The sequence below is a fragment of the Candidatus Accumulibacter meliphilus genome (assembly GCF_036625345.1).
In the GTDB taxonomy this organism is placed as follows: Bacteria; Pseudomonadota; Gammaproteobacteria; order Burkholderiales; family Rhodocyclaceae; genus Accumulibacter; species Accumulibacter meliphilus.
On the sequence record NZ_JAZKTZ010000004.1, the window covers coordinates 197,647 to 221,411 of the forward strand.

Consider the following 23,765-nt stretch of genomic DNA (forward strand, 5'->3'; position numbering starts at 1 on the left):
TCAGCCGAGCGGCGGCTGACTCATCCCGCTGCGCAAGCGGTCAGCGAGAATGCGCACAGCGAGTGTTCACGTCGCCGCTCCCTGCCCGGTGAAGCGGACGGCGCGGGATCCGTGATCGCGCGCTACGCCGGCGGGGATTTCTTTCAGTGCTGTCCCGGCAGCTGCTCGCTTGTCGGCGCTGGCTGCCGGGAATTGCGTCCGCTCGATCTGCGGTGCAGCGCCGCTTTGGCCAGCAGGTAGGCCGTAACCGGCGCGGTGATGAACAAAAAGAACAGCGGTGCCAACTCGTGCAGGCTGATGCCTTCGCTGTCCTGTACCGAAAAGAATATCGCCGATGCGAGTAGGGTTGCGCCGACGCCCATGGTGGTGGCCTTGGTCGGGCCGTGCAGACGCATGAAAAAATCGGGCAGTCGGGCGAGACCTACGGAGCCGAGGAGGACGAAGAGTGCGCCGAGAACGATCAGTGCCGAGATGATGAATTCGGTGGCGGTGCTCATTCGCTGATGTCTCCGCGCAAGAGATATTTGCACAGCGCGACGGTGCCCACAAAGCCAAGCAGGGCGAGCAGTAGTGCCACCTCGAAGTAGGCGGTGCTGTTACTGCTGATGCCGTAGAGCACGAGGAGCGCGATGGTGTTGATTCCGAGGGTGTCGAGAGCCAGAATGCGATCCGTCGTATCGGGTCCGACGAGCAGGCGATAAATGTTCAGCGCCAGGGCCACGGCAACCAGGACGAAAGCGATTTCGATGGCGGCATTCAGCATGCAAAAATCTCCTTCAACGCCTGTTCGTAGCGCTCCTTGATCTCGTCTATCAGGGCCTGCGGATCGGGCGCATCGAGGGCGTGTACGAGTAGCACCCAGCGCTGCTGGTCGACGTGGATGGACACCGTTCCCGGGGTCAGCGATACGACGCTGCCAAGCAGGGTGGCGATGAACGGGTCGCGCAGATCGAGTGGAATTTCGACGAACGCCGGTGACAAACGGTGCAAGGGGCCGATGATCTGGCGTGCAACGCGCCAGTTGGCAGTGACGATGTCGAGCGCGAAGACGCCCATGAAACGCAGTGCTCGCCAGGGGCGGACGAGGGGCGGGGGGGCTGGCCAGAAATCGCGGCTCAGCAAGGGGATGACGATCGCCAGTAGGGCGCCGAGGACGAGCTGACCGAGCGATGCGGCGTTGGTGATCACCGCCCAGAGCAGAAAGACCATCAGCGATAGCCGCGGGAATGGCAGGATGGCGCGCATTATGGTGCTGCCTCGCGGCCGGTCGTGGTGCCTGCTCCGAGAACGCCGGTCACATAGGCGCCAGGCGCATGCAGTTGTGCGGCTGTGCGCGCGGCGTAATCCGACAAGGGGCGGGCGCCGATCGCCAGCAGCGGGCCGGCGGCGATCAGCAACACTGTCGCCGTCGCCCGTTGCCAGCCGACGGGGTTGCCTGGCATGGGTGTTCCCGCCGTCTTGTGCTTCCAGATCAAGGCGCAGCCGTCACGTGCCAGTGCGGCCATGACGATGAAACCCGAGATCAGCACTACTACCCAGATTGCCGGTCCGGCTGCGACTTCCCGGGTGCTCGTCAACAGCATCAGCTTGCCGACGAAGCCAGAGAACGGTGGCAGGGCGGCAGCCGTTGTTGCGGCAAGCAGGAAGGCGATTTTCAGCCAGGTGGCAGGCAGGGGCGGGCCGGCCAGGAACTGATCGGCGACCTTGCCGCGTTGCTCGGCGATGAGGCCGGCAAGCAGGAAGAAAGCAGCGCCGGCAAGCGTCGATTGCAGCAGGTAGTAAAGTGCCGCAGCGCTGACTTCGGCGCTCGCCTGTGCGGGCGTTACCAGCAGAGTGCCTGCCGACAGCAGCACCAGCCAGGCGACGAGTGCGTGCAGGCGGCTTGCCGCCAGCGCACCGAGGGCGGCGAAGGCGACGGTAGCCAGGGCCAGGGTGGTCAACCAGTTGTCGAGCAGGTCGGGCATCACCGGTTCCAGGGCGATCACCTGTACGCGCAAAATGGCGACGATGCCGACCTTGGTCATGATCGCAAAGAGCGCGGCCACTGGTGCGCCGGCGGCGCTGTAGGTATGTGGCAGCCAGAAGGATAGCGGCAACAGCCCGGCTTTCAGGGCGAAGACCGTAATCAGCAGTGCGAACGCCAGTCTGGCGAGCGCGCGATCGTAGCCGGGCAGCGTCAGAACACGTGCCACATCGGCCAGGTTGAGAGTGCCCAGCGTACCGTAGATCAATCCCAGCGCGATCAGGAAAAGCGCCGAGCCGACCAGATTGAGCACCACGTAGCTGATGCCGGCGCGGGTTCGCGTCAGGCCGCCGCCGTGCGCCAGCAGCACGTAGGAGGCGAGCAGCATGATTTCGAAGAAGACGAAGAGATTGAACAGGTCGCCGGTGAGAAAGGCGCCGAGCAGGCCGAGCAGTTGAAACTGGAACAAGGGATGAAAATGAATTCCCTCCTCGTCAAAGCCGGCGCTGGCATAAAGCAACACCAGGAAGCCGAGGACGGCCGTAAGCAGGGTCATTGCCGCAGCCAGCCGATCGACGACCAGCACGATGCCGAAAGGCGCCGGCCAGTCTCCCAGCGCGTAGACTCGCAGCACGCCATCGTCGGCGAGCAGTGTCAGCCAGCCGGTGACCAGGACCAGCAGGGCGGTGGCCAGCAGTCCCACCACGCGCTGGAAACGCAGGCGTCCGGAGGCCATCTGCAGCAGGGCTGCGGCCAGGGGAATCAGAATCGGCAGGATCGGCGCGTTGGCGTTCATGGTTCCCTATGGGCGTCGACGTGGTCGGCACCCGATTCGGACAAGGCGCGCAAGGCGAGGATCGCCAGATAGGCCGTCATCCCGAAACCGATGACGATGGCCGTCAGCACCAGTGCCTGCGGTAGCGGATCGGCATAGCTGGCGCCAGCGCGAATCAGCGGCGGTGCATCGATGCGCAGGCGGCCGCTGGCAAAGAGAAAGAGGTTCACCGCGTAGGAGAGAAGAGTCAGGCCGAGCAGGACCGGGAAAGTGCGCGAGCGCAGGATAAGGAAGACGCCGCAGGCAGTCAGCACCCCGATGGCAATCGACAGCAGTACTTCCATCAGTTCACCGCCTCCTGGCTGTGCGCACGTTCGGAAAGCCGGCCGAGTCCGGATAGAACGGTGACCACGACGGTGACCACCACCACGTATACCCCGAGATCGAAGATCATTGCTGAAGCCAGTTCGAACTCGCCAATCAGCGGCAGCGAGACATGGCCGTGCGCGGTGGTCAGGAAAGGTCGACCGAAGAGCCAGCTCGCCATCCCGACGCCGACCGCCAGCAGCAGTCCTAGCGACAGCAAGCCGGCCGAATTTCGTGGCAGGCGCCGTTGCGCGAAGAGGTTGCCATTGGCCAGGTATTGCACGACCAGCGCGACGCTGGTGATAAGGCCGGCGACGAAGCCGCCGCCGGGCAGATTGTGACCGCGCAGAAAGATGTACACCGAAACCGTCAGCGTCAAGGGCAGCAGGGGGCGCACGAGCATCGAGAGGAACAGCGGGTGGGCCTCGCTCGACCACGGGCGACCATCGCTATCGTGGCTTGGCGCGGTCAGAACCAGCCGCTCGAGCAGGGCGTGTGAAGCCAGAGCGACCATCGCCAGGACGGTGACTTCGCCAAGGGTGTCGAAACCACGGAAATCCACCAGGATGACATTGACGACGTTGGTGCCGCCGCCGCCGGGAACTGCTTCGCGAAGATAGAAACCGGAGATCGTTGCGAAGGGCGCGGCGAGCATCTTCAGGGTGATCAGCATCATGCCGCCGCCGGCGAAGAAGGCCAGGAGCAGGTCGCGTCCCAGGCGACTGGCGCTGCTTCGCGGCGCTTCGCGTGCGGGAAGATAATAGAGCACCAGCAGCATCAGGATGATGGTCCCGGTTTCGACGGCCAGCTGGGTCAGAGCCAGGTCGGGTGCCGACAGGCGCACGAAGATCAGCGCTACGACCAGGCCGACGACGCCGACCAGGGTGATCGCCAGCAAGCGTTTTCGATACAGGAGTGTGCCGCCCATGCTGCCCAGCAGCAGCGCGAAAAGGGCAATGTAGGCGGCTTCGCCGGCCGGCTGGGTAGGTAGCCGGAGCGTCGCGGCCGCTCCCGAAAAGAAGGCCCAGCCACCGAGCAGCAGGATAAAGCTGAACAACAGCGCGTTGTAGCGCTGTAGAGAGCCATTGTCGAGCACTGCTACGACCCGTCGCGCAGCAGCGGCAAACAATCGGTAGAGGCGCTCGAAGGCGGTGCGCGGGCGCAGGGGTGGCAGTTGTGCCTGCCAGGCGAAAAGCGGACCGCGCAGCGCGTAGATGAAAACGCCACCCGCCAGCGCCAGCAGGCTCATCATCAAGGGTCGATTGAATCCATGCCACAGCGCCAGTTCGAATGCCGGGAGGGGTGTTTGCAGCGTGGCTGCCGCGGCGACGTCAAGCAGCGGGGCAACGGTCCATGCCGGGAAGACGCCGACCAGCAGACAAAGCAGGACCAGTAGCTCTATCGGCGCGCGCATCCAGCGCGGCGGCTCGTGTGGCTGGCGCGGCAGGTCGATCGGCTCGCCGTTGAAGAACACGTCGTGAACAAAGCGCAGGGAGTAGGCGACGGCGAGCATGCCGGCGATCGTGGCAATCAGCGGCAGGAGCCAGGAAATGGCTTCGAATTGCGGGTGACCGACCGTTTCGGCGAAGAACATCTCCTTGCTCAGGAAGCCATTCAGCAGCGGTACGCCGGCCATCGAACTGGCGGCAATGATCGCCAGGCTGGCGGTGATCGGCATGCGTTTGAACATGCCATTGACCCGGCGCATGTCGCGTGTGCCGCATTCGTGGTCGATGACCCCGGCGGCCATGAACAGTGAGGCCTTGAAGATGGCGTGGTTGATGATGTGAAAGACGCCGGCGACGATCGACAGCGGCGTATCGAGGCCGAAGAGCAGGGTGATCAGGCCCAGATGGCTGATCGTCGAGTAGGCGAGCAGGCCTTTGATGTCGTGCCGAAAAAGTGCCGTCGCCGCGGAGTAGACCAGGGTCACCGCGCCGGTGCCGCTGACCAGCCAGAACCAGGCGTCGGTACCGCCGAGCGCCGGGTGCAGGCGGGCGAGCAGGAAGACGCCGGCCTTGACCATGGTCGCCGAATGCAGGTAAGCCGATACCGGCGTCGGTGCCGACATGGCGTTGGGCAGCCAGAAGTGGAAGGGGAATTGTGCCGATTTGGTAAACGCGCCGAGCAGGATCAGGATCAGCGTCGGTGCGTAAAGCGCGTGCGCTCGAATCTGGTCGCCGGCTGCCAGAATCACCGAAAGCTCGTAGCTGCCGGCGATATGGCCGAGCAGGAGGATGCCGGCGAGCAATGCCAGGCCACCGCCGCCGGTGACTGCCAGGGCCATGCGGGCGCCGATTCGCGACTCGTACTTGCCGTGGCTGTAGGCAACGAGCAGGAACGAGGAGAGGCTGGTGATCTCCCAGAAAACCAGCAGCAAGAGCAGGTTTTCGGAAAGCACGACGCCGAGCATCGCCGCCATGAACAGCAGCAGAATCGAATAGAAGCGCCCCATGCGGTCGCTTCCCGGCAGATAGTAGAAGGCATACAGCACGACCAGCAGGCCGATGCCGCAAATCAGCAGGCTGAAGAGAAGCCCGAGACCATCCATGCGCAGGCTGAGGTCCAGCCCGTAGGTGGGGAGCCAGGGCCAGTTGCGCGACTTGGGTTGCGCCGGCGAAAGACGGCGGGCGCCAGCCGTAGCACCAGCGCCAGACAGGCTGCTGATGACCGCTGCCGCGGCCAGCGTGGCAGCGACTCGTCCGAAGCGCTGCAGGAGCAGCGGCAGCAGAAACGCGGCAAAGGCCGTGCCGGGAATTGCCAGGAGCAGCAGGTTCGAATTCACAAAGGCCGATCCAGGATTGAGTTGTCCGGGGGTGACTCGGAGGTGCTGAAGGTGCGACTATTGCAGAAACTGCGAGTCGTCCGCTCGCTTCATCTTGGCGAGCTTTGCTCGTCCGCCCGCGTTGCCGGGCTTGCGGCGGTGCTTATCCAGCTCCGTCGTTTCGCTCAGGCCGCGACCGGTACTGCGAAGGTCCGGCATTGCGAAGATCCGGCATTGCGAAGCTCCGGCATTGCGAAGATCCTTGTGGCGGATTATAACCTTCTGCGCAGCGGGCGGCCGACGTACGCCGAAGCCAGGAAGCCAGCAAGTCGGGAAGCCAAGGCGCGTCTGAGTGGGCGGGGGCGGCGTCATCGCGCCGAAACATTGGCCGGGTAGCGTGCCGGCTGTTCTTCGCAATGCAAACAAACGAGTGCAAGCCCATGAGTGATCACCTCAGCAAACAATTTGATCTGGAACTTGAACACATTCGCACCCGCATCCTGCAGATGGGCGGTCTGGTCGAAAGTCAGGTGCAGTCAGCGATCGAAGCTTTCAGCAGTGGTGACATCTGGAGTTGCCATGCAGCAGGTCGTCGAACGCGACCACGAAGTCGACGCCAACGAGGTTGGCATCGACGAAGACTGCACCCTGTTGATTGCCCGTCGGCAGCCGACAGCTCGCGATCTGCGCCTGGTGATGGCCGTTTCGCGCATTGTCACCGACCTCGAGCGGGTCGGCGACAAGGCAGCGAAAATCGCCAGCATGTCGCGCAAGTTGCACGCCGCCGGTAGCCAACGTATTCCATGACTTGTCCGACATCCAGCATTGCGGCGGAGTTGGCCATCGGACATGCTGCAGAGTGCACTGGACTCGCTGGCGCGCATGGATGTCGATACCGCCCGCGAGGTCATCGGCGCCGACAAGGCGATCGATGCCGCTTTCAACGCCATCCTGCGGCAGTTGATTACCTACATGATGGAGGACCCACGGACGATCAACGAAGCGCTGGATATCATATGGATCGCGAAGGCCATCGAACGTATCGGCGATCACGCCTCGAATATTGCCGAGAATGTGATCTACGTCGTCAGCGGCGATGATGTTCGGCACACTGGTGCGGCGCGCATGAAGAGCGGACGACGCGTGACAACGACCGGAGACTATCAGCATGCCGCGCGTCCTCGTCGTCGAGGACGACAAGGGTATCCAGGAATTGTTGCGCTTCGCCTTGCTACGCGGTGGTTACCAGCCGCTCTGCGCTGACAGTGCCGAGCACGCCGAAACTCTCCTGCGCGAGACGCTTGCCAGATCTTGCTCTGATCGACTGGATGCTGCCCGGTCAGTCCGGCCTGGCTCTGATCGGCAGGCTGCGCAAGGAGACCACGCACGCGCAGCCTGCCGGTTATCTTGCTCACGGCGCGCGGCGAAGAGCCAGACCGGGTGGCCGGCCTCGAAGGCGGTGCCGACGACTATGTCGTCAAACCCTTCAGTCCGAAGGAACTCCTGGCTCGGGTACAGGCGGTGCTGCGGCGTTGCTCGCCGGAGCACGCCAAGGGGTACCCTGAGCGCGGGACCGATCACGCTCGACACGGTCAGTCACGAGGCCAGCGTCGACGGCCAGCCGATAACTCTGACGCCGACCGAGTTCCGTTTGCTGCGCTTTCTGATGGCCAGCCCGGGGCGTGTATACTCCCGTCAGCAACTGCTCGACAGCGTCTGGGGCGATCATGTCTACATCGAAGACCGCACGGTCGATATCCACATCCGGCGCCTGCGCGTCGCTCTAGGCGTGGCCGCCGAACATATGGTCGAAACCGTGCGTGGCGCCGGCTACAAGCTGTGCGCCCGGCCCGGAGCCAAGGATCACGGCCATTCGAGCACCCCCCGATGATGAAAGCTTTGCTCGTTTCCCCTCGCCCCGATCTTTCTCCTGCAGTGGCGGAAGGGAGTTTCGTGAGTCGCTTGCACGACTTTCACAGTAAGCTTCCGGCCGCGTGAGCCGCTCTGCTGTGTGGTTTGCGAAGCTTCTGCTGCGCGGCCTGCTGCCGGTTGGCTGCTTCGCTTTACTGGCCTGGTTGAGTCATGGGCCAGCCTGGGCCTGGGCCGTCGCTGCGCTCGGTTGCACGCTGCTGGTTTGCGTGCACGCCCGGCAGTCGGCAGCACTGGCCGCCTGGCTCGATTCTCGCGGAGAGTACCGAGAGTAGCCAATTCCCGCAAGGCTGGCGGTGTCTGGGGCGAAGTGCTGGGCAAACTGGCTGACAAGCTGGCATAACGACCAGGCGCGGCGCCGCGAGGAAGTTGAAACGACGATTGCTACGCTCGTTCACGGGAGCCATGGACGCGGTTCCTGACGGACTGGTGATTGTCGACGCCGGTCATCGCATCCAGTGGAGCAATCGCGCCGCCGAGCGCGCACCTGGGAATCCGCTTGCCGCGCGATGAGCGGGGTGATGATCGAGCACCTGGTGCGCACACCGGGCTTCGCGGAGTATCTGGCCAGTGCGGACTGTGCACAGCCCCTTCGCTGCTGCAGGTACGTCGGCGGCACGAACACGCGTCTACACGATCCGCGTCGTTCCCCTCGGCGATGCCAACAAGCTGCTGGTCAGCCTGGACGTGACCGATGCCCGGCGCGTCGAATCGATGCGCAGCACCTTTGTCGCCAACGTCTCTCACGAACTGCGCACGCCCTTGACCGTGGTCAGTGGCTTTCTCGAGTATTTTATCGACGATGGGGCGCTGGACGCCGAGCAGCGCAGGCAATTCGCGCGGCGGATGAGTGAGCAGACGGCGCGTATGTTGACTCTCGTCGATGACCTGCTGACGCTGTCGCGGCTGGAAGCAGAGGACGCGCCAGCGAGCGAAGAGGCGGTCGATATGGCTGAGCTGCTGCTGCAACTGCGCGCCGAAGGGGAAAGTCTCAGCGACGGCCGGCATCGCCTCGAGGTGATTTGCCAGGGGCCGGCCTTGCGTGGCAATCGCAAGGAGCTGCACAGCGCTTTTGGCAACCTGGTGTCGAATGCCATCCGCTACATGCCAGCAGGCGGCGAGATCGTCATCGAGTGGGCGGTGCGCGACGGGGCAGGCGTTTTTTCGGTTCGCGATTCCGGTGTCGGTGTCGCCGCTGAACATTTGCCACGCCTGACGGAGCGCTTTTACCGCGTAGACCGCGGCCGTTCGCGTGACACCGGCGGTACCGGTCTCGGCCTGGCGATCGTCAAGCACATTCTCTTGCGTCATCAGGCGAGCTTGAGCATCGCGTCGGAAGTCGGCGCAGGGAGCACCTTTAGTGCAGTCTTTCCGGACTGGCGCTTGCCGCCGTGGAAGTGAGCTCCGGCGCGAACGGATTTCCTGCCCATGCGCGCGGTGCCTCGGCGTGCCTGGATTTCGGGACTAGCCGCCGCCTGGGAAATCGGCGGGCAATGGCTGCGTCGGGTAGGCACCGTCGTCGACTGGCGTGTTGCCGGGGATCTCGGGCGCCCACAGCGCCGGTCCGAATGGCCTGAGTTCCGCTCTCGTGCTGGCGAGACCGCGCTCGATCTGCTCAGCAATGTGGTAAATGCCGGCCAGTACACCGCTCGCCCGATCTTCCACCAGCTGCCGCCACATTTCCTCCTGCGCTACATCCAGGGTCTCGCGTAGCTGCGCTTCCAGCGCCGGCTTTTCCTGAGCGTGCGCGATGGCACCGAAACCGGCTGCTCCCAGCGAGACGACGATTCCGGCGACGCCACCAAGGGCGGCCGCGGCAGCGCTGGCGCCGCTTTTGATCGCCAACTGGTCCATGAGGCTTTCTGCGGCGCGTTCGGCGATCGGCGACAGCCGCGCGTCCGACGGCCCGGCAGCGAAGCCGGCACGCCGCTCGCGCAGGTGCTCCAGCAAGCTTGCATAGGCCGGCAGGGCGGCAATGGGGTCGCTGTAAACCAGGCGATAGAGCGAAGCGTTCTGCGCGCCAGGTGTCGCGGCAGCAATCGCCGGAATGGCCTGCAGCCGGTGCTCGAATTGGGCCGTCGGTACGTCGTGGCGTCGCGGGATACCCTGCAGTTGTTCGGCCAGCAGCTTGACATACAGGCTCGTCGCTTGTTCGCTGACCGCGTTCGGGTCCACTTCCTCCGCCGCTGGTTCGAGGACGCGCTCCTGGTACTCTTCCTGCAGATAGGCGGCCAGGCGTCGTACGGCCGGGTCGTCCCCCCCGTCGTCCCCATCCGCATCCCCATCCCCCATCTTGTACCAGGCCACTTTGATCGACAGCCATTGCTGGGTCCAATAGCCCGTATACCAGGGGATGAAATCTTCCTCGCCGAGCTCGCGCACCCGGCGCATCCATCCGTCCATGAGGCCGCGCGCGTAGTTTTCAGCCGCTTCTTGTGCAGCCAGGGAGGCGCTGGCAATGTCGTGATCGACCTGCTGCCAGGTAGTCGCAGATACGTGGACGGTAGCATCCCGTTCAGGCGAACGTTCGGGAGCCGCACATCCGGCCAGGGACAGCAGCAGTGCGACGACCAGGGCATGGGTCGCCAGGAGCCGGGTCCTGTAGTATGAAGTCTGCACCTTGTTCTTGATCACCCTTTTGCGCGCGGCGGGACGGGGGCTTTCTCAGCGCTCGTCGCTGCTGCAATTATAGTCGGCGAACAAGCTTGGCCGGACGCCGGGATTCCCGCGGACGGGGAAGCAGTGGCTGTCCGGCTGTCACCTAAGGATTTGCTCCGAGGAGAGGAAGTGAACACGCTTCGTTTACTGGCCGTGCTGTGCCTGTTTTTCGTTTTGCCCAATGTTCAGGCTGTGGACAACCTGAAAGCGTTTCCCGCGGCTGAGCAGGGAATGGTTCGCCATGTTCTGCAGCTCCCGCAGCAGGAACAGGCAGAGGAAGCCGACTTGAAGGTCGAACTGGTCGTCGGCAAAATGGCCGAGGTCGACGCGGGGAATCGCTATTTCTTCAGCGGTCGGATTTCCACGGAAACGATCAGCGGCTGGGGATTCCCGCGCTACATCGTCAGCCAGTTTGGCCCATTGGCAGGCACTCTGATGGCGATCAATCCGGACGCGCCGAAAGTCCGGCGCTTTATCAGCCTCGGTGGCGAACCCTATCTCATCCGCTACAACAGTCGCTTGCCGATCGTGGTTTACGCGCCCGAAGGCGTCGAAGTCCGTTATCGACTATGGCGAGCCAGCCCCGAGGCGGCCGTGATCGACAGGGGCTGAGCAGCTACAGTGCGCAAGTGATCGTCCAAGCGACTTGTAATTTCTTTTCCGGAGTGTAAACTTTCCTGAAAAGGAGAGTTGTGATGAGTCTTGCCTATGCGTATCCCGCCAGCCGCTTCGAGCCGGCGATTCTCGTCGACCTGAACCTCCGCTCGGAGCGGCAGCGCTTGTCGAAGTCGGCTTTGCAGGGTTTCTTCAAGTTGGCCGAAGCCTGGAAGCTGCGTGACGACGACGCGCGTGAGTTGCTCGGTGGTCTATCGAGCAGCGCTTTCTACGAGTGGAAGAAAAACCCGGCGCGGCTGCTCGAAGTTGACCGCATCACCCGTATTTCCTACCTGATCGGTATCTACAAGGCCTTGCACATTCTTTACGGCGATCTGCTCGCCGACGAATGGTTGAGCCTGCCCAACCGAAACCGCATCTTCGCCGGCCGCACGCCGTTGGCTTATATGCTCGGCGGTGGCCTGTTGGCCATGCAGACCGTCCGCAAGCTGCTCGAAGCGCGTCGTGGTGGAGTCTGATGCTGCCCACGCCGGCAGTCGTCGTTGTGCGCCAGTTCGACACGGTGCGGCTGATTCCATCGCGCTTCGCCGACCGGGAGGACTCGGTGCTGAGCGCCCTTGCAGAAAATACCGACCATCTGCGCGACCTCTTCGATCTGGACAACGCCACCAACGAGCGCTTGCTCGCCGAGCAGGGTGGTCTGCCGGGAATAGGTGTTGATGAGCTGGTTTTCGGCGTGCCGAACTTCCGGATCATCAACGCCGCCTTCGCCTACCCGCGTCCGGAAGGCAGTCGCTTCAATGATGGTGATCGCGGCGCCTGGTATTGCGCTTTCGAGCTGGAAACGGCGATGGCCGAAATCATCTTCCACAAGACGGTCGAGTATCAGGAGATCGACCATTTCTGCGATAGCGTCAGCTATCAGGCGCTGCTGGCGGATTTCAGTGGCCAGTTCCATGAGCTGCGCGATGCGGGTCATGGCGGGGCATTTGTCGCCTGTCTCGACCCGGGCAGTTACCTGGTTTCGCAGCAATTGGCCGCGCAGTTGCTCGATGCCGGTTCGCTGGGCATTGTCTATCCGAGCGTCCGGCGCGAAGGGGGAAGCAACCTGGCGTGCTTCCGGCCAGCGCTGGTCGGCAATCTACGCCGTGGAGCCGCCTACCGATTGACCTGGAGCGGCGCGCCGCAGCCCGTCATCGAGCCGATTTCCGCTGGCGCCTAACGCTCCTTAACCGCGGCTTGTCGGCTCTGCAGCCACGCCGAGAAGTCAGCGCCGAGTTCGGGGTGCGTTTCGCCGAGTACGACGCTCGCTTGCATCAGGCCCAACTTGCTGCCGCAGTCGTAACGCGTGCCGTGGTAGCGATAAGCGAGTACCTGTTCGGCGTTGAGCAGCGCGGCGATGCCATCGGTGAGCTGGATTTCGCCACCGGCGCCGCGTGGCTGTTGGCGAATCAGGTCAAAGATCGCCGGGGTCAGGACGTAGCGGCCGGCTACCGCCAGGTTCGACGGGGCGACGTTCGGCTGTGGCTTTTCTACCAGGCCGCTGATTCCGACCAGATCGGGTCCCTGTGGCTGGCCCTTGACGATTCCGTAGCGATGCGTCTGGTTTCTCGGCACCTCCTGCACGGCCAGGATGCTGCACTGGTGCTCGGCGAACAGTTCGATCATTTGTTGCATGATCGGTGGTTCGCCAATCATCAGGTCGTCGGCGAGCAGGACGGCAAAGGGTTCGCCGCGCACCAGACCCTCGGCGCACAGCACTGCATGGCCGAGACCCAGCGCGCGCGGTTGGCGTACGTAGACGCAGTCCATGTCGTCGGGCTTGATCGAGCGCACCAGCGCCATCAGCTCGTCCTTGCCGCCGCTGGCAAGTTCTGCTTCCAGCTCGTAGGCGGTGTCGAAGTGGTCTTCGATGGCCCGTTTGTTGCGGCCGGTGACGAAGATCATCTCGCGAATTCCGGCCGCGTAGGCCTCTTCCACCGCGTACTGGATCAGCGGCTTGTCAACGACGGCCAGCATTTCCTTGGGACTGGCCTTGGTGGCTGGCAGGAAGCGTGTGCCCAGGCCGGCGACCGGGAAGACTGCTTTTCGAACACATAAGTCTTGGTTTTTTATACTCATCATGGTTTCCAGTTTGAATGGGCGGCGGCCTGTTCAGGCAATGCGTTCGGTGCTCCACGCCATACCGCCGAGAACGGCCAGTGCCGAAACGATCATCAGCAGCGCGCAGATCGCGAAGTACAGCCGTGGACGATCCTCGTGGTCGGCGATTGCCAGGATGTGCAGCGCCCCCCAGGTGACGGCCAGCCCAACGAGCAGCGGAATGCCGAGCACCTGCCATTCGACGCTGTTCAGCGACCCCATGCGGCTCTCGTGCCAGGGTACGGCAAGAAAGACGCCAAAGGTCCAGAACAAGGAGAGGCTGCCGCAGGCGACGAGGGCTGCGACGGCGCGGGTGATCCATTTTTCCATGCAAGTTCCTTGCTGACTATTCTGATTATTCGTCGAGGTGGCAGCGGCCTCGACCTTCCCGCTAGTGGCCAGTTAGTGGTCAATAAATGAAGCGCTCGCGCAGCTCGTCGAGATTCAGTTCGTGCAGGATCTGTTCGAGTCGCGTGGCGGCGTTGCCGCGCGCCTGCCCGGTGTGCCTGGCGATGATCAACTCGTTCTTCAGTGAGTGTTCCCAGCCGACAAGTTCGGTCACCGTTAGCTGATAGCCGCGCGCTTCGAGTTGCAGGCAGCGCAGGGCGTTGGTCAGCTGGCTACCGAATTCGCGGGTATGGATTGGATGACGCCAGATCTCCGACAGCGGCGTCTTGGTGAAAGACTCGTTCTTCTTGCTGCGCAGCTGCGCGGCGACTTCGGCCTGACAGCAGGGGACGAGAACGATGAACTGCGCCTGTTTCTCGAACGCAAAGCGAATGGCATCGTCGGTGGCGGTGTCGCAGGCGTGCAGCGCGGTGACGATGTCGACTCGCTCGGGCAAGGCCGGAGAGTCAATGGCATTCTCGACGCACAGGTTGAGGAAGGACATGCGCGTGAAGCCGAGTCGTCGAGCCAGCTGGCGTGAGCGATCAACCAGTTCCGGGCGCGTTTCGACGCCGTAGATGTGACCGTCGTCCCTGGCCTTGAAGAATAGATCGTAGAGGATAAAGCCGAGATAGGACTTGCCGGCGCCATGATCGGCCAGGGTCAGGCGGCTGTCGGTGGCGACGAGTTCGGAAAGCAGTGGCTCGATGAAGTGGAACAGGTGGTGGACCTGCTTGAGTTTGCGCCGGCTGTCCTGGTTGAGCTTGCCGTCGCGGGTCAGGAGGTGCAGTTCCTTGAGCAGTTCGATCGACTGCCCGGGCCTGATTTCGGGGATCGGGGGCAAGTTTGTCCTGAGGCTTGATTGACGAGAGACCTGCATTCTAGCGCCTTCGGCACTGCTGTGACGAAAGTGGCGGCGGACGACAGAAAGGCCGGAGCAGCGTGCCAGAGGGGGGTAGAAGGGTGCTCGAAGCACGGCAATAGCGGCCAAGCAGTGGGATAATGACCGCTTCTTCAGTCAGTCTTTGGATTTTCATGACCATCCAGTGGTTTCCCGGACACATGAACTCGGCACGCAAAAAAGCGGCCGAGACGATGGCTTCGATCGACGTGGTCATCGAGTTGCTTGACGCACGCATGCCTGAGGCGAGCACCAATCCGCTGGTCCGCGAACTTCGCCTGCAGCGTCAGCGCCCGTGCCTGAAAGTCCTCAACAAGGCTGATCTGGCTGACCCCGTGGCGACGCGGGCATGGATCGATCACTATAATCGGCAGCATGGTGTGCGCGCGGTCGCGCTGTCCTGCCGCAAGCCTGGCGACGCGACGCGCCTGCCGATGCTGTGCCAGGCGCTGGCGCCGCACCGCAACGACAACGTCAAGCCGCTACGCATGCTGATCATGGGTGTTCCCAATGTGGGCAAGTCGACGCTGATGAATGTCCTGTTCAAGCGCAAGATTGCCAAGGTCGGCGACGAACCGGCGGTGACCCGCCAGCAACAGACCTCACAGCTCGATGTTCGTCACACGATCACCGATATGCCGGGGCTGATGTGGGCCAGGATCGACCATCCGAGCGATGGTCTGATGCTCGCCGCCAGCAATGCCATCGGTCGCAATGCGATGATTGATGAAGAAGTGGCGGGCTTTCTTGCCGGCCTGTTGCTGGCGCGCTACCCGGCACTGCTGGCGAGTCGCTACGGCTGGCCAGCCACTGAACTCGCGAAGCTCGACGCGGTGGACGTCATCGAGCGGATTGCCACCCGGCGCGGCCTGCGTCTGCGCGGCGGGGGTGCAGATCTCGATAAAGCCGCGAAAGTGTTGCTACAGGACTATCGTGACGGTCTGCTGGGACGGATCAGCCTGGAGACGCCGGCAACGCGTCGACTGATGCTGGCCCGCGAAGCGGCGCAGGATGCTTCTCCGCAGGCGGCGGGCGGGGAACAACAACAGTCTGGATCGCAACCCCGGGGAAGCGTTCCGGAGACGCGCTCCGACGACTAAGTTGGTCGGCGTGTTGGGCACTGGAGTTTCCGTTCATGCGCCGGCACGGCGAAGAAACGTTTGAGAAGCATCCGGAACTGCGTGCTCGAGACCAGAAGGCGGCGCGCCGGGCTTGCCGGTGCCCAGGGATCCGGCGAACGGTGATTACGCCAGGTGGCCACGAGGGGACTGGTCTCCTCCTCCGAAAAGCGCCGCGGTTGGCTGCCTCCGGTAGTGACGATTCAGGCCGGAAATGGCTCGTTCCGTCGCTCCCTGCGGGCGCTTTTGGCCTTGGCTCTGCGCTCATTGATGGCATAATTGCCGGGCAATGCCCATTTCTCTCATCATGCTGTTCATAAGGCAGGTTTTATGTCCATGTCACTAGGCAGGGTAATCGCCGTTGTTTCGCAGAAAGGCGGTGCCGGGAAAACGACGGTTGCCATGCAGTTGGGCGGTGGTTTTCATGCTCTCGGCGCGTCGGTATTGCTGGTTGACCTCGACCCTCAGGAAAGCGCGTTTCGCTGGGCGGAGTCGGCGCCATTGCTGGACTCGGAGCTGCAACTCGATGTCCGCAAAATGTCCGGGCTCGAGTTGATCAAGCATGTCGGCGAGTTGCAGCGGGAAGCGGATTACGTGGTCCTCGACACACCGCCCTCGATCTATCATCCCTCGACCCTGGCGGCACTGGCGGTGGCGCATCTGGCGCTGATTCCGGCCGTGCCCAGCCCGACTGATCTATGGTCGACGCTGGCCGTCGAGCGATTGATCCTGACCCGCATGGAGCAGAGCCATCGCCTGCACGGGTGCATTGTTCCCAACCGTGTGCAGAACACCGCGCTGGCGACCGATGTGCTTGAATTGTTGCACGAATTTACCTTGCCGATCCTCGATGCCATGCTTTGCCAGCGCAACGCCTATGCGCAAAGTGCGGTGATCGGTGCCTCTGTTTTTCAGCTGGGATCGGGTGCTGACGCCGCCCAGGGCGAAGTCCGCAAGCTAATCACCGCCGTTCTTAAACAATTGGAAGAAAACTAATGACGACATCCTCACCTCCGAGCAGCAACAAGACCGCGTTGCGGGCCAGTCTGAAGAAGGAAGACGATTCGCTGGCCGATCGGCTGGCGGGCACCGAGGCTCCCATTGGCGCCACGAATCAGACCGATGTTTCCGACCTCGATCTTTCCACCAGCGCCGCCGCCACTGCTACTGCCACTCCCGGCGCTCCGGCGCGGCCGGCTGCAGCACCACGGTCGGCGACGGTAGCCAAGGCGCCTGCTGCCAAGCGGCCTGCGACCCCCAGAAAACCGCCAGTACAGGCGTCGGCGGCCGAGCCTGCCGCGGCGCCAGAGGCGCAGCCAGCCGGCGGCAGGAAAGCCGCCGCGACGGGTGCTCAGCCAAAGGCAAGGGCCGCCAAGCCCGTGGGAACGGTCGCGATGCTCGAGAAAGTGGCCAGGCAGAAAGGCGACAAGCTGGTCAGTTACTCGGTGAAGTTGTTGAAGAGTGAGGAAGCAGCGATCGACGCCTTGCGCGATGAGCTGTCCAGGGTGGCCGGTTGGGCGGCGACCAAGTCCGATATTCTGCGCGCTGGCGTGCAGATCTTCGCGGAGCAGAAGCTGGAGCAAATGCAGGCCTTGCTCGGCTCGCTGGCCACGGCTGTGGATGCCAAGACGGCGAAAAAGGCCAAGAAGAAAGACAAGAAGAAAAAGAAGCGCTGACAATCAGGCGCGGGTCTCGAAACAGGCGGTGAGGCTCACCGCCTGTGAGTGTTGCCCGCGCGGTACTTTCCGGTGCGGGAGGGTGAGCAGCGTTTCGCTGCTGCCGGTCGGCAAGTCGTCGCTGCTTGCGGATCGACCGCCTGGTGGCTGCAAAGCCGGCTGAGCTGAGGCGCGGGTGGCGGAGTGGCTGCGCGATGGCGACGCTTGTACGATCCATGGACGAGAGCAGGACAATGACGGAACGCTTCGTAGTCGGGAGAGAGGAAAAGCGTCGGCGTTGGATCAACGTTGGCTGGGGTCTGCTGTTCAGTGGCGCGATGGTTGCGACGGTTGCCTTCGAGCACCAACACGACCCGGCGCGCTATAGCAGCTTCTTGTTGTGGTCTGTGGCCTCGGTCCTCGGCGCGGCCAACTTGGGCAGCCTGGTGTTTCTCGTGCGCTATCTGCGTTTGATTGACGATCACTGTCTGGAAGTGGTGGCTGGCAAGCTGCGCTTCCTGACCGCCGGGCAATGCTCTGAACTTGAGTTTGAGCAGGTGAGCGCGCTGCGTTTGTTCCGGCGCTGGGGTAAGCTACGGCACATCCAGTTGGTTCTCAAGAACAATCGGGGAATCCGCCTCGAGGGCTATCAGGATCTGGACCGTCTGGCCGAGTGCTTGCAGGATGCGCTGCCGGGCAAGCTGATGCCCTGAGCCGTCGGCCGCAGCCTGGCGATGATCCGCTCCCTATGCGGCTCGCCTGGCGGGTAATCCGACAGGCTCTCCAGAAAGTGCGAAATTCGTCCGCAAACAGGCTCGTCCTGACCCTGCCTCTCCGCCAAGCAGCACCTCCTCCGTACGTTTCGTGCATGCCACCAGGCGGCGTCCGCCGCGTATGGCCACGCCTGTCCAACGGCAGTTGCGTCGATCGTCGTCTTGCGTGTCGTTCGGGTACCCACACGGTGTGCTCGATGCCCGTCTACCGCTAAATCGCCCGACTCTGCGCATGATCAAAAAAAGTTGCAATTTCGGGTACTTGCATTAGAAAACCCACTTGACACCTGCTCTTTTCGATGTGTTTAGGGCTACAATTTGCCCAGGGTTCAGAGGCGCGGAGGGGCGCTTCACGGGGGCTAAGCAACTGTCTTCGTGGGTGTCGAAAACCGAGCTGTGTCGTGTTTTTCGTTTTTTTTTTTACAACCACACCGGAGGACAAATGTTATCCACCAATCCGATTGCAGCCTTGTTCGGCAAGTCGCCTTTCAAGCCAATGCAACAACATATGCGCATCGTCTGCGAGTGCGTGGCAGAAATGCCGGGGCTTTTCAATGCCGTCATCGAGCAGGATGTCGCAAAGCTCGAAGCCCACAAGGACCGCATCTTCGTCAAGGAGGGTGAGGCCGACGCACTCAAGAATGATCTGCGTGACCATTTGCCGAAAAGCATGATGCTCGCGGTAGACCGGCGCGACCTGCTGGAACTGCTGTCGATGCAGGATTCCATCGCCGACACCGCGCAGGATATCGCAGGCCTGCTGGTCGAACGCAAGATGGAAGTGCCCGAAGGCATGGCCGAACCACTGATGCGTTTCGTGACGCGTTGTGTGGAAACCTGTGAGCAAGCGCACAAAATCATCGAGGAGCTCGATGAACTGCTGGAAATGGGTTTTCGAGGCCGTGAAGTCGACCAGGTCAACGCCATGGTGCTGGAACTTGGCCACATGGAAAGCGATACCGATGTGATGGGCATGGCGCTGACTGGCGTCCTCTTTGCCCAGGAAGACAGCATCAAACCGGTGTCGGTGATGTTCTGGTACCAGTTGATCCAGTGGATTGGCAATCTCGCCGACAACGCCGAGAAGGTCGGCGACCGCCTGCGCTTGCTGATTGCTCGCTGAGCACCGCCGTTCGAGCGCGTCGCAAACGACCTGGCCATCCCGGCCTTGCCGATCCAGGGCATTCCGTTCGCATGGCCACTAGCAGACTCTACAGTTAAGGTTCGTAAACATGGAAATCATTGCGCAGCACCAAACCATCTTCTTAATCCTGGCCTATAGCTTTGGCCTATACATGACCTGGGGGATCGGCGCCAACGACGTGGCCAATGCCATGGGTACCTCGGTCGGTTCAGGCGCCTTGACCGTCAAGCAGGCGATCGTCGTCGCCGGCATCATGGAGTTCGCTGGCGCCTATCTCGCGGGCGGTGGGGTCGCCTCGACGATCTCGAAGGGGATTATCGACGGCGACGCCTTCAAGCCGGTGCCGGAACTGCTCATGCTCGGCATGCTTGCCGCGCTGCTGGCAGCCGGCATCTGGCTGATGGTCGCCAGCATGCGCGGTTGGCCGGTGTCGACCACGCACTCGATCGTCGGCGCCGTTGTCGGCGTCGGCGTCGCGGCGATCGGCACGGACGCCGTGCAGTGGGACAAGTTGGGCGAGATCGTCGCCAGCTGGTTCGTCTCGCCGGTGCTCGGCGGCTTCTTCGCTCTGCTGCTGACCTTGAGCATTCGCAAGCTGATTCTCAACACCGAAGACCCGATCAGTCAGGCGCGCAAGTGGGGACCGTTCTACGCCTTCCTGGTTGGCTGGCTGGTGTCGTTGGTGACCATCACCAAAGGCCTCAAGCACATCAACATCCATCTTGGTGCAACCGAAGGTCAGATTCTGGCGGTCGTCATCGGCGTTGCCCTGGCAATTGTCGCCAAGATGATGATGAACCGTATCAAGACCGACGAGCGCGCGGACAAGGACTTCCACTACGCCAGCGTCGAGAAACTGTTCATTCCGCTGATGGTGTTCACGGGAGCTGCCATGGCTTTCGCGCACGGTTCGAACGACGTTGCCAACGGCATTGGCCCGATGGCCGCAGTGATTCAGTTGATCGAGACCGGGCAGGTGTCTTCCAAGTCGGCGGTGACGCCGTTCATGTTGTTCGTCGGTGGCGTCGGTATCGTCGTCGGTCTGGCGACCTATGGCTACAAGGTGATGGCCACCATCGGCAACAAGATCACCGAGCTGACTCCGACCCGCGGTTATTGCGCGACCATCGCCGCGTCCTTCGTGGTGGTGCTCGCTTCCGGTTTGGGACTGCCGGTATCGACCACCCACATCGCCGTCGGTGCGGTAATGGGCGTCGGCCTGGCGCGCGGCATTGGTGCGCTGGACCTGCGAGTGATTGGCGGTATCATTCTCTCGTGGTTCATTACCGTGCCGGTTGGCGCTATCCTGGCGGCCGGGATTTTCTTCATCTTGAAAGCAATTTTCATCTAGCCTCATAGCAACTCTTCCAGGCGGCGCCTCCTCCCGGGGCGCCGCCTGGTTTTTGTTCAAGGATTCGATTGCAACTTCCAACTATGCCGGAACCGCCTACCGAGCCCGTAGAATCATTGCAGCACTTCAAAGGGATCGCCTTCCCGAGCGATGTCCGCTTTCGCCAGATCCTGGTGACCGGCCCTCCCGGCTCTGGCAAGAGCACCATGATCCGTCGCCTCGGCGGTTGGTCCGAGGAAGGCTACCTGGACATCAGCCGGAAATACTGGTGGCGATCCGAAATGCTTTCAGTGCGACCGCGCGAAATTCATCTGGGTCTGCCCATGGTCGGTCTCGCCGACGCGGTGTCGGTTTATGACGCCAAGTTTCTCGACTGTGATCCCTTGCCGAGCGTCGACCTGGCGCGCATCGCCCTGCCGCCCCGGCAACTTTTCTTCCTCTCCGTCGACTGGTATCGACGCTATATTTTTGATTTTCTGCTGCCTCCGCCTGAGCTGGTCTTTCAGCGCCGCAGCATGCGCGCACGGCAAAGTACGCACCCGGTAGACGAGCGGCTCAGCCTGCAGATCTGCGCGGCACAGATCGAAGTCTTTCGCCAGGTTGCCGACTACCTGCACCGCAAGGGCTTCAACGTCTACGTTCGCGAGGCGGTCGAAAGCGTCCCGCAACGCTTCGTCGATTCCTCGGGCGTGGCGGCAAGCGCCGCTCCCAGACGTCGCCGATTCTCCCTGGCGAACGCCCTTTCCCGGCTGAAGGCGGTCTCGGCGCGATTGGGCTTTGGCGTTGGTCGTCACCTCCGCTTGCGCGGTGCCTATCGCCTGGGAGACAGCAAAGTCCGCGTGACGCTCGACGGTCTGCCCATCGAAATCACCCTTGGTCTGGATGACAAGCGCCTCCGACTCTACCCCGAGACGCGCATCAATCACTTGGGAGAGGCGATCAAAGTCGGCAGTTTCGTTATTGTCGACCCCGCCACCCACTTTCGCCAGATTGGCGGGTTTCTGCGCTTGAGCCCCAGGAACTGGCTGGTCCTCGGTTCGGACGACCGCGTCCAGCAAGCAATATTCGACTACCCGGAACCGGTGGACGGGCATCATCTGGCCTTGATCCACGGCCGCGACGGTTTGGTATTCCGCAACCTCAGCGACGCCGGTACGACCATCGCGCCGATCGTCGAACAGCCAAAAGTGATCCGCCTGAAGCGCTTGCGGCGGCTGCGCAAGCGTAGCCGGCTGCTCGACCAGGGTATCCCGATAGCACCGATGCTCGACAAAGCCAGGGCGCTGCGCATGAACAGGTTGCAGCGCTTGCGCACGATCTTCGGCGGGCCGATTACCCTGGTGCCGCGGGATGAGGCTCTGGACCTCATCAATGAGGTCAATCGGCTGATGCAGAACGAGGTCTATCGGCCCAGGGACGATAGAGGCTTGCCTGGCGGATTGCTCGTGCTGCCGCGCGGCTTGATTCCGATTGTGATCGCGGACATGCATGCGCAGATCGATAACCTGCTCACCGTCTTGACCCAGAACGCGTTCCTGGAAGCGCTGGAGGATGGAACTGGCGCCCTGGTGATTCTCGGCGATGCCGTGCATTGCGAGGTGGACGGTCAGCTGCGGGCGATGGAAAGCTCGATGATCCTGATGGACCTCATCTTTCGCCTTAAGCTTCGTTTTCCGGAGCAGGTGTTTTACGTCCGCGGCAACCATGATTCGTTTTCAGAGGATCTGGCCAAGGAAGGGGTTCCGCAAGGCCTGCTGTGGGCAAGGGAGCTGAGCGAGCTGCGCGGCGCGGTCTATCAAAGGGCCATGGGCGACTTTTACCGCCTGTTGCCCTACGTGGTCATGTCCCCGGATTTTTTCGCCTGCCATGCCGCTGCGCCAAAGAGCAAGGTCAGCAAAAAAATCCTGGTGCAGCTCTACCAGCGACCCGAACTCATCCTCGAACTGATCAACAACCGCCTGCAAAAGGCCAGTCGACCGCAAGGCTACAGCCGGCGCGATGTCAAGCGCTTCAGAAAAAACCTGAACCTTGACCGGGAGGCTCCCTTCATCGTCGGCCACACGCCAATGGACCGTGAGGAGACCCTGTGGCTGAACGTCGATGGTATTGACAATCACCATGTCCTGTTCAGTGCCAACCCTAAACAGGTCGGCGTCTTCACCCTCGTCGGGGAGGTCATGGTGCCATTGACCTATCCGGTGGACGAATTGACCCCGATCCTGAACGCCATGGCATTCAGGAAAGCCGCCGAACCGACCGAGGCCGGCGACCCCAGCGAGGTCAGCGTCGAGCCTGACGGCTCAGATCAGGAACCAGCAGTAAAGCAGCAAGCCGTTGCCAGACGATGGCGGCGCGGTACCTAGCCTGTGGTCTAGCTGCCTTTCTGGCTGGCCATGCGTGCGGCAAACGCCTAATCGTCTGTCAACTACCCGTCCGGGCCCACAGAATCAGCGGAGTCAAATTTGGAACATCGCCTTGTCGAGCTGGAAGTACGGCTAAACCTTGCCGAAGAGCTGGTCGAGGCGCTGAACCTGACTGTCTATCGACAGCAGCAGCAGATTGATCTCTTGCAGCAGCAGTTGCGCCACCTTTACCGGCAAATGCAGGAGGCTCCGCCTGCGCTCGAGAAGCGCAGTGCGGACGAGGAAATCCCGCCGCACTACTGATTCAAAGCTGTGTGCCTGTGAGATGGCCGGTTTCTTGTTGATTCGTGTCAACCGCTCTCCCAAGCAAGCGTTATGCGCTGCATGGGCGGGACGCAAGAACGAACCTTCTACAGGAGAGAACAAAATGGGTAGCGTGAGCAAAGAGTCTTTTGACCAGTTCCTGGATTCATTGAAAGAGGCCGGGGTTGAAATCAGCAACGAGCGTGAGTTGCGTGAGCGCCTGGCAGAAGCCCAGCGCTGGCGTTTCGCGTTCGCCACGCTGGCTGCCAATGGCCGCCAGTTGGGGATTCGCTTTCAGGACCCCAGCAGCGGCGTCAACGACGCCGATATCCACAGCGCTTTCACCCGCTTCGAGTTCCCGGCAAATCTGGAAAGCTCCTTTGCCGCCAGCCTTCGGGCCGAGCACTAGCCGCCCGTTCTTGCCACGCTCAAGTCCGTGCTGGCCGTGTCTGCCTAGCGCTGATCAAGTCCAGTGTGAGGACGAAAGAAGGACCCGCTGCGGCGGGCTTTTTTTTCCTGGCTGCCATTTCCACAGCCGACACCGAGAGGCTGCGCAAG

The 23,765-nt window shown here is 62.3% G+C and carries 25 protein-coding genes and 1 pseudogene; 16 read left to right on the forward strand and 10 right to left on the reverse strand.

Annotated features, from left to right (window positions below):
* Positions 1 to 143 precede the first annotated feature (143 nt).
* Genes V5B40_RS09825 through V5B40_RS09850 form a run of 6 tightly spaced genes read right to left on the reverse strand, consistent with a single transcriptional unit; the run spans position 144 to position 5,889 of the window.
* The gene (locus tag V5B40_RS09825) at positions 144 to 497 is read right to left on the reverse strand and encodes a Na+/H+ antiporter subunit G (protein WP_332354331.1); all 354 of its coding nucleotides are present in this window, start codon (positions 495 to 497) and stop codon (positions 144 to 146) included.
* Entirely contained in the window at positions 494 to 763 is a 270-nt protein-coding gene (locus V5B40_RS09830; RefSeq protein ID WP_332354332.1) for a K+/H+ antiporter subunit F, read from the reverse strand. Before V5B40_RS09830 ends, V5B40_RS09825 begins: the two co-directional genes overlap by 4 nt.
* On the reverse strand, positions 757 to 1,245 hold the full coding sequence (locus V5B40_RS09835; protein ID WP_332354333.1) for a Na+/H+ antiporter subunit E: 489 nt from the start codon (positions 1,243 to 1,245) through the stop codon (positions 757 to 759). Before V5B40_RS09835 ends, V5B40_RS09830 begins: the two co-directional genes overlap by 7 nt.
* Entirely contained in the window at positions 1,245 to 2,759 is a 1,515-nt protein-coding gene (locus tag V5B40_RS09840; RefSeq protein ID WP_332354334.1) for a monovalent cation/H+ antiporter subunit D, read from the reverse strand. The genes V5B40_RS09835 and V5B40_RS09840 overlap by 1 nt, the downstream gene beginning before the upstream one ends.
* Positions 2,756 to 3,082: a Na+/H+ antiporter subunit C gene (locus V5B40_RS09845; RefSeq protein WP_332354335.1), complete on the reverse strand. Its 327-nt coding sequence runs from the start codon at positions 3,080 to 3,082 to the stop codon at positions 2,756 to 2,758. Before V5B40_RS09845 ends, V5B40_RS09840 begins: the two co-directional genes overlap by 4 nt.
* Positions 3,082 to 5,889, reverse strand: coding sequence for a monovalent cation/H+ antiporter subunit A (locus tag V5B40_RS09850; RefSeq protein WP_332354336.1), 2,808 nt, complete (start codon positions 5,887 to 5,889; stop codon positions 3,082 to 3,084). The genes V5B40_RS09845 and V5B40_RS09850 overlap by 1 nt, the downstream gene beginning before the upstream one ends.
* Positions 5,890 to 6,447: 558 nt before the next feature.
* Here V5B40_RS09850 and V5B40_RS25240 point away from each other — a divergent pair.
* The 4 genes and pseudogenes from V5B40_RS25240 (at position 6,448) to phoR (ending at position 9,198) form a co-directional block, all read left to right on the forward strand.
* Positions 6,448 to 6,675, forward strand: coding sequence for a phosphate signaling complex PhoU family protein (locus V5B40_RS25240; RefSeq protein ID WP_434735863.1), 228 nt, complete (start codon positions 6,448 to 6,450; stop codon positions 6,673 to 6,675).
* A 42-nt stretch (positions 6,676 to 6,717) separates the two neighbouring features.
* Positions 6,718 to 7,131, forward strand: coding sequence for a PhoU domain-containing protein (locus tag V5B40_RS25245; RefSeq protein WP_434735864.1), 414 nt, complete (start codon positions 6,718 to 6,720; stop codon positions 7,129 to 7,131).
* Positions 7,037 to 7,759, forward strand: a pseudogene (gene phoB, locus V5B40_RS09860) (phosphate regulon transcriptional regulator PhoB). Before V5B40_RS25245 ends, phoB begins: the two are co-directional and overlap by 95 nt.
* A 608-nt stretch (positions 7,760 to 8,367) precedes the next feature.
* The gene (gene phoR, locus V5B40_RS09865; protein WP_332354337.1) at positions 8,368 to 9,198 is read left to right on the forward strand and encodes a phosphate regulon sensor histidine kinase PhoR; all 831 of its coding nucleotides are present in this window, start codon (positions 8,368 to 8,370) and stop codon (positions 9,196 to 9,198) included.
* A gap of 63 nt (positions 9,199 to 9,261) precedes the next feature.
* Here the strand turns inward: phoR and V5B40_RS09870 are convergent, their stop codons facing one another.
* Positions 9,262 to 10,431, reverse strand: coding sequence for a hypothetical protein (locus tag V5B40_RS09870; RefSeq protein ID WP_332354338.1), 1,170 nt, complete (start codon positions 10,429 to 10,431; stop codon positions 9,262 to 9,264).
* 153 nt (positions 10,432 to 10,584) lie between these two features.
* Between V5B40_RS09870 and V5B40_RS09875 the strand changes: the two genes are divergently transcribed.
* The 3 genes from V5B40_RS09875 (at position 10,585) to V5B40_RS09885 (ending at position 12,292) form a co-directional block, all read left to right on the forward strand.
* Positions 10,585 to 11,067 (forward strand): ecotin, encoded by a 483-nt coding sequence (locus V5B40_RS09875; RefSeq protein ID WP_332354339.1) that lies wholly within the window; start codon positions 10,585 to 10,587, stop codon positions 11,065 to 11,067.
* Between the two features lie 83 nt (positions 11,068 to 11,150).
* The gene (locus V5B40_RS09880; protein ID WP_332354340.1) at positions 11,151 to 11,588 is read left to right on the forward strand and encodes an antitoxin Xre/MbcA/ParS toxin-binding domain-containing protein; all 438 of its coding nucleotides are present in this window, start codon (positions 11,151 to 11,153) and stop codon (positions 11,586 to 11,588) included.
* Positions 11,588 to 12,292: an RES family NAD+ phosphorylase gene (locus V5B40_RS09885; protein WP_332354341.1), complete on the forward strand. Its 705-nt coding sequence runs from the start codon at positions 11,588 to 11,590 to the stop codon at positions 12,290 to 12,292. Before V5B40_RS09880 ends, V5B40_RS09885 begins: the two co-directional genes overlap by 1 nt.
* Here V5B40_RS09885 and galU read toward each other — a convergent pair.
* From galU to V5B40_RS09900, 3 genes are all read right to left on the reverse strand, one after another.
* The gene (galU, locus tag V5B40_RS09890) at positions 12,289 to 13,194 is read right to left on the reverse strand and encodes a UTP--glucose-1-phosphate uridylyltransferase GalU (RefSeq protein ID WP_434735865.1); all 906 of its coding nucleotides are present in this window, start codon (positions 13,192 to 13,194) and stop codon (positions 12,289 to 12,291) included. The genes V5B40_RS09885 and galU overlap by 4 nt on opposite strands.
* 30 nt (positions 13,195 to 13,224) lie before the next feature.
* Positions 13,225 to 13,542 (reverse strand): hypothetical protein, encoded by a 318-nt coding sequence (locus tag V5B40_RS09895; RefSeq protein ID WP_332354343.1) that lies wholly within the window; start codon positions 13,540 to 13,542, stop codon positions 13,225 to 13,227.
* Between the two features lie 79 nt (positions 13,543 to 13,621).
* Positions 13,622 to 14,443, reverse strand: a complete 822-nt coding sequence (locus tag V5B40_RS09900; RefSeq protein ID WP_332354344.1) for a class I SAM-dependent methyltransferase — start codon at positions 14,441 to 14,443, stop codon at positions 13,622 to 13,624.
* A gap of 191 nt (positions 14,444 to 14,634) precedes the next feature.
* Here V5B40_RS09900 and ylqF point away from each other — a divergent pair, with 191 nt between their 5' ends.
* The 9 genes from ylqF to V5B40_RS09945 all read left to right on the forward strand — a co-directional run bounded on the left by ylqF (position 14,635) and on the right by V5B40_RS09945 (position 23,616).
* Positions 14,635 to 15,600, forward strand: coding sequence for a ribosome biogenesis GTPase YlqF (gene ylqF / locus V5B40_RS09905; RefSeq protein WP_332354548.1), 966 nt, complete (start codon positions 14,635 to 14,637; stop codon positions 15,598 to 15,600).
* Between the two features lie 297 nt (positions 15,601 to 15,897).
* Positions 15,898 to 16,614 carry an AAA family ATPase gene (locus tag V5B40_RS09910; RefSeq protein WP_332354345.1) on the forward strand — a complete coding sequence of 239 codons (717 nt, stop codon included), beginning with the start codon at positions 15,898 to 15,900 and terminating at the stop codon, positions 16,612 to 16,614.
* Positions 16,614 to 17,294 carry a hypothetical protein gene (locus V5B40_RS09915; RefSeq protein ID WP_332354346.1) on the forward strand — a complete coding sequence of 227 codons (681 nt, stop codon included), beginning with the start codon at positions 16,614 to 16,616 and terminating at the stop codon, positions 17,292 to 17,294. The genes V5B40_RS09910 and V5B40_RS09915 overlap by 1 nt, the downstream gene beginning before the upstream one ends.
* 233 nt (positions 17,295 to 17,527) lie before the next feature.
* On the forward strand, positions 17,528 to 17,986 hold the full coding sequence (locus V5B40_RS09920) for a hypothetical protein (protein WP_332354347.1): 459 nt from the start codon (positions 17,528 to 17,530) through the stop codon (positions 17,984 to 17,986).
* Positions 17,987 to 18,326: 340 nt separating this feature from the next.
* Positions 18,327 to 19,169 (forward strand): TIGR00153 family protein, encoded by an 843-nt coding sequence (locus tag V5B40_RS09925; protein WP_332354348.1) that lies wholly within the window; start codon positions 18,327 to 18,329, stop codon positions 19,167 to 19,169.
* A gap of 109 nt (positions 19,170 to 19,278) precedes the next feature.
* Positions 19,279 to 20,541, forward strand: a complete 1,263-nt coding sequence (locus tag V5B40_RS09930; protein WP_332354349.1) for an inorganic phosphate transporter — start codon at positions 19,279 to 19,281, stop codon at positions 20,539 to 20,541.
* A 116-nt stretch (positions 20,542 to 20,657) separates the two neighbouring features.
* Positions 20,658 to 22,904 (forward strand): metallophosphoesterase, encoded by a 2,247-nt coding sequence (locus V5B40_RS09935; RefSeq protein ID WP_332354350.1) that lies wholly within the window; start codon positions 20,658 to 20,660, stop codon positions 22,902 to 22,904.
* Between the two features lie 99 nt (positions 22,905 to 23,003).
* On the forward strand, positions 23,004 to 23,207 hold the full coding sequence (locus V5B40_RS09940) for a SlyX family protein (RefSeq protein ID WP_332354351.1): 204 nt from the start codon (positions 23,004 to 23,006) through the stop codon (positions 23,205 to 23,207).
* Positions 23,208 to 23,229: 22 nt separating this feature from the next.
* Entirely contained in the window at positions 23,230 to 23,616 is a 387-nt protein-coding gene (locus V5B40_RS09945) for a hypothetical protein (protein WP_332354352.1), read from the forward strand.
* Positions 23,617 to 23,765: the final 149 nt, after the last annotated feature.

Bases quoted from the DNA above. Each gene is read 5' to 3' on its own strand.
- V5B40_RS09825 (WP_332354331.1), bottom strand. From the start codon at position 497: ATGAGCACCGCCACCGAATTCATCATCTCGGCACTGATCGTTCTCGGC.
- V5B40_RS09830 (WP_332354332.1), bottom strand. From the start codon at position 763: ATGCTGAATGCCGCCATCGAAATCGCTTTCGTCCTGGTTGCCGTGGCC.
- V5B40_RS09835 (WP_332354333.1), bottom strand. From the start codon at position 1,245: ATGCGCGCCATCCTGCCATTCCCGCGGCTATCGCTGATGGTCTTTCTG.
- V5B40_RS09840 (WP_332354334.1), bottom strand. From the start codon at position 2,759: ATGAACGCCAACGCGCCGATCCTGCCGATTCTGATTCCCCTGGCCGCA.
- V5B40_RS09845 (WP_332354335.1), bottom strand. From the start codon at position 3,082: ATGGAAGTACTGCTGTCGATTGCCATCGGGGTGCTGACTGCCTGCGGC.
- V5B40_RS25240 (WP_434735863.1), top strand. From the start codon at position 6,448: ATGCAGCAGGTCGTCGAACGCGACCACGAAGTCGACGCCAACGAGGTT.
- V5B40_RS25245 (WP_434735864.1), top strand. From the start codon at position 6,718: ATGCTGCAGAGTGCACTGGACTCGCTGGCGCGCATGGATGTCGATACC.
- V5B40_RS09880 (WP_332354340.1), top strand. From the start codon at position 11,151: ATGAGTCTTGCCTATGCGTATCCCGCCAGCCGCTTCGAGCCGGCGATT.
- V5B40_RS09885 (WP_332354341.1), top strand. From the start codon at position 11,588: ATGCTGCCCACGCCGGCAGTCGTCGTTGTGCGCCAGTTCGACACGGTG.
- galU (WP_434735865.1), bottom strand. From the start codon at position 13,194: ATGATGAGTATAAAAAACCAAGACTTATGTGTTCGAAAAGCAGTCTTC.
- V5B40_RS09895 (WP_332354343.1), bottom strand. From the start codon at position 13,542: ATGGAAAAATGGATCACCCGCGCCGTCGCAGCCCTCGTCGCCTGCGGC.
- ylqF (WP_332354548.1), top strand. From the start codon at position 14,635: ATGACCATCCAGTGGTTTCCCGGACACATGAACTCGGCACGCAAAAAA.
- V5B40_RS09915 (WP_332354346.1), top strand. From the start codon at position 16,614: ATGACGACATCCTCACCTCCGAGCAGCAACAAGACCGCGTTGCGGGCC.
- V5B40_RS09920 (WP_332354347.1), top strand. From the start codon at position 17,528: ATGACGGAACGCTTCGTAGTCGGGAGAGAGGAAAAGCGTCGGCGTTGG.
- V5B40_RS09930 (WP_332354349.1), top strand. From the start codon at position 19,279: ATGGAAATCATTGCGCAGCACCAAACCATCTTCTTAATCCTGGCCTAT.
- V5B40_RS09945 (WP_332354352.1), top strand. From the start codon at position 23,230: ATGGCCGGTTTCTTGTTGATTCGTGTCAACCGCTCTCCCAAGCAAGCG.